Below are 3,308 nucleotides of genomic sequence, written 5' to 3'. Positions count from 1 at the left end.
GACATCTCCGCCGCTGGCAACGTTTGTGATTTGTTTGTTGCCCGCATCAATACCGTCTTTTACGATTTTCGGACCTCCGGTGATAGTCACACCATCAGTGTTCATTACGGTATTGCCGGTCGTTACACTAGTCAAGCCTTGTAGTTCTTTAGCCAATTTAACATTTAGTGTATTAGATCCATTGGATACTACACCGATATTGTTATCACTCAATTTAGATACATCAGCCACGCCACCAACAACATTAGTTTGCGCGCCTAATCTTTGAGTAAATTTATTATCATTAGCCCCTGCAGCCTTTACATCACCTGCATACACTACGCCTTTATTTACTTCCGTATTTACCGCATATAGTTGGCTGCCGTTGACAGCATCCGTAGATGTAGCGGAAAGGCGACCTGCCGCAACATTGGTAATAGTACGTTCCGCGCCTGCCTTACCTACACTTACCGTAGAACCAGGGTTAGCACCTGCAAAATTATGTACTTCGCCATTGATTATTTCAGATGCTGTACCAACCGCTGCTGCAGTTTCAGATCCGGCACCGATAGCCACGGCATTTTCATTCGCCACGTTTGCTTCATTACCGATAGCTACGCCATTCTTTACTGATACATTAGCCTTGTTACCTATCGCCGTACCATTTAGGCCCGTAACGGAGGTTGAAGACCCTATCGCAGTACCATCCACTGCACTAACTAAAGAAAGTCTACCGAGAGACGTTGCCCCTATAGCTCTTGCTCTAGCTTGATTACCGATAGCCGTGGCTTGCCCCTTTGTCGCCTCTGCCCAAGTACCAATCGCTACAGTGCTATCTTCCTGAGCCGTCGCATTCGTACCCATAGCGATAGACCACTGACCTGTCGCCTTTGAGCTTCCACCGATTGCATAAGCATAATTATTCCAAGCTTTTGAGTTATTCCCCACCGCAAAGGAACCTTCTCCCGTAGCCTCAGAGAGGCTACCAACAGCAATAGCATGCTTATTTTTCGCCTTGGCGCCGCCACCGATGGCAGCAGCATACTCTCCACTAGACTCAGCCTTTGAACCGATGGCAACCGCATTTTCCTGTGACGCATTGGCGATAGCACCTAAGGCAACCGCGTTTTTAGCATTAGCCATCGAGTCCCCACCGACAGCCATCGCATATTCTGCTAAAGACTTAGCAGTCGCACCAACAGCAACCGCATTTTCTGCTCTCGCTTCAGACCAAGGACCAATTGCTGCCGCATTTTTAGCGGTAGCATGTGATCCGCCACCTACGGCGGTAGAATATGCTCCTGTAGACTCACTATGTGCTCCTAACGACAAAGCGACCGTGCCACTCGCCTGAGCATAACCACCAAGCGCCACATTGTGCTGATCGGTTCCACTATAGGCTCCATTACCCCAGGCTACACCTGCCCCTGTTCCGGCAGGATTTACCGCTTGAGCAACATTTAGTGGCGGTGCTACGCTCCCCACTAATGCAAGTGCACATAAAAGAGTGCTCACACCTGTGCCGGTGCTTCCGTTGATCTTGCCACGATTGTTAGCGATTTCCGAAACAACCACATAACAGTTTTTCACCCGACTCCAAATAACTTTGTAAATCCGATTCATAACTTCCCTCCTAAATTCCTCCTGTTACACTAAAATTACGCTCTCTATATTGAAGTAAAAGATATATACCCTCTGTAAAAAACACCTTTTTAAAAACAGGCGAGTATTCATCTTAATAATCATTATCACATCATTATAGTAATAATTCAAGAATCGCTAAATCTTGATTATTATGTAATGTATTTGCAGTGCCAGGAAACAAAAACAAGACTACTTTGATTTATTATAGTTATAAAGATAAACGATTTAAAACAAAGCAGACCTTTCTAAATATTATTATAACAAAAAATAAAATATCTGAAAATAGTTATAAAATTATAATCAGAACCACCCGTAAAACGGATGGTTTGCTCACGGGCTATAAGCCCGTATTACTAGGCCAGCGTCTAAAGGCGCTGGCTTTCACTACGTTCAAGCCACATAGCCATTGACTCGTAACGGTCCCCTTAAAGGGGATATGTATTACTTGCTACCCTTAAAAAGGTCCTCATATTCTTTTACACTAAGTTTATCTTTCATTTGGTCATGTAACTCTTGCTCACGTATATACTTCTTTACGGTAGCCTCATTTAAACCTACTGTACTAACATAATAACCCTCGGACCAAAAGTGCCTATTTCCAAATTTATACTTTAAGTTTGCGTGTTTATCGAACATCATTAGTGCACTTTTACCTTTTAAATCCCCCATAAAAGATGAAACTAATATTTTAGGTGGGATTAATACTAGCATATGCACATGATCTGCCATAAGCTCCCCCTCTATAATCTTGACGCCCTTATATTCGCATAAACGTCTCAGTATTTCACGTAAACTATTTCTGTATTGATTATATATAACTTTACCTCTATACTTAGGTGTAAATACTATGTGGTATTTGCATAACCATTTTGTGTGCGCAAGGCTCTGTGTCTTTGTTGCCATATAAAATCACCTTTCTTTTGCATATAATGCGACTTGAACACCTACATTATACTTAAGCAAGGTGATTTTTTTGTATAACTTTCGTTGCCGCACCCGCATAGCGGGTGGTTTTATGATTCGCGACTACGTCGCGAACCAGTCTAAAGACAATAACAGAACTGCACCCCAAAAATTGGACACAATTTTTGGAGGTGCAGTTTTTTATGTCAAAATATTCAAAAGAAGTAAAAGAAAATGCTATTTATCTTTCTGAAAAAGGATGGAATGCTTTTGAATTGCTAAAGGGCTTGGGATTCCAGAAAGTACTGTAAATGGGTGGTTACTTAAATTTAAGATTAATCATAATATAAATAGAAAAATGGTTAAACAAGTATTTTCAGCAGACTTTAAACGTAAAGTTATTGAAACTAGATGGAAAAATAAGTTATCCTTTAAGGAAGTAGCAGAACATTTTAACTTAGATAATCCTAGCCTAATTGCAGCATGGCAAAAAAGATACTTAGATGAAGGAATCTCAGGATTACAACCTAAACCTAAAGGTAGACCATCTATGCAACCGAAAGAACTAATACCACCCACAAAAGATCAAAGTATTAAATCAGACAAAGAACGGATAAAAGAACTAGAAGCTGAAATTGCTCGGTTGAAATATGAAATGTCTTTTTACGATGACTTTATGAAAGAAATGCGTGAAATAGCTAAACCCAATAAGGCTGTAAAAAAAAGCACAAACAATTGCCATCGAAAGATTAAGAAAAATATACCCCCTTCAGTTTATGCTC

At 40.9% G+C, this 3,308-nt stretch carries 3 protein-coding genes; 1 reads left to right on the top strand and 2 read right to left on the bottom strand.

Annotated elements, in window-relative coordinates; genetic code table 11:
• Both DWV85_RS05895 and tnpA read right to left on the bottom strand, forming a co-directional pair.
• Positions 1-1,602 (bottom strand): ESPR-type extended signal peptide-containing protein (locus DWV85_RS05895; protein ID WP_279387353.1); only part of this gene is annotated, 1,602 nt, incomplete at its 3' end.
• 462 nt (positions 1,603-2,064) lie between these two features.
• Positions 2,065-2,526 carry an IS200/IS605 family transposase gene (tnpA, locus tag DWV85_RS05890; protein WP_060919914.1) on the bottom strand — a complete coding sequence of 154 codons (462 nt, stop codon included), beginning with the start codon at positions 2,524-2,526 and terminating at the stop codon, positions 2,065-2,067.
• A gap of 358 nt (positions 2,527-2,884) precedes the next feature.
• On the opposite strand from tnpA, the gene DWV85_RS05885 reads away from it, so the two are divergent.
• Positions 2,885-3,308 (top strand): helix-turn-helix domain-containing protein (locus DWV85_RS05885; protein WP_243632534.1); only part of this gene is annotated, 424 nt, incomplete at its 3' end.

The sequence above is a fragment of the Veillonella sp. AF13-2 genome, assembly GCF_003603295.1.
Lineage (GTDB): Bacteria > Bacillota > Negativicutes > Veillonellales > Veillonellaceae > Veillonella > Veillonella parvula_E.
The sequence above is the reverse complement of the archived record's forward strand: the minus strand, read 5'-3'. Positions and strand labels throughout refer to the sequence as shown.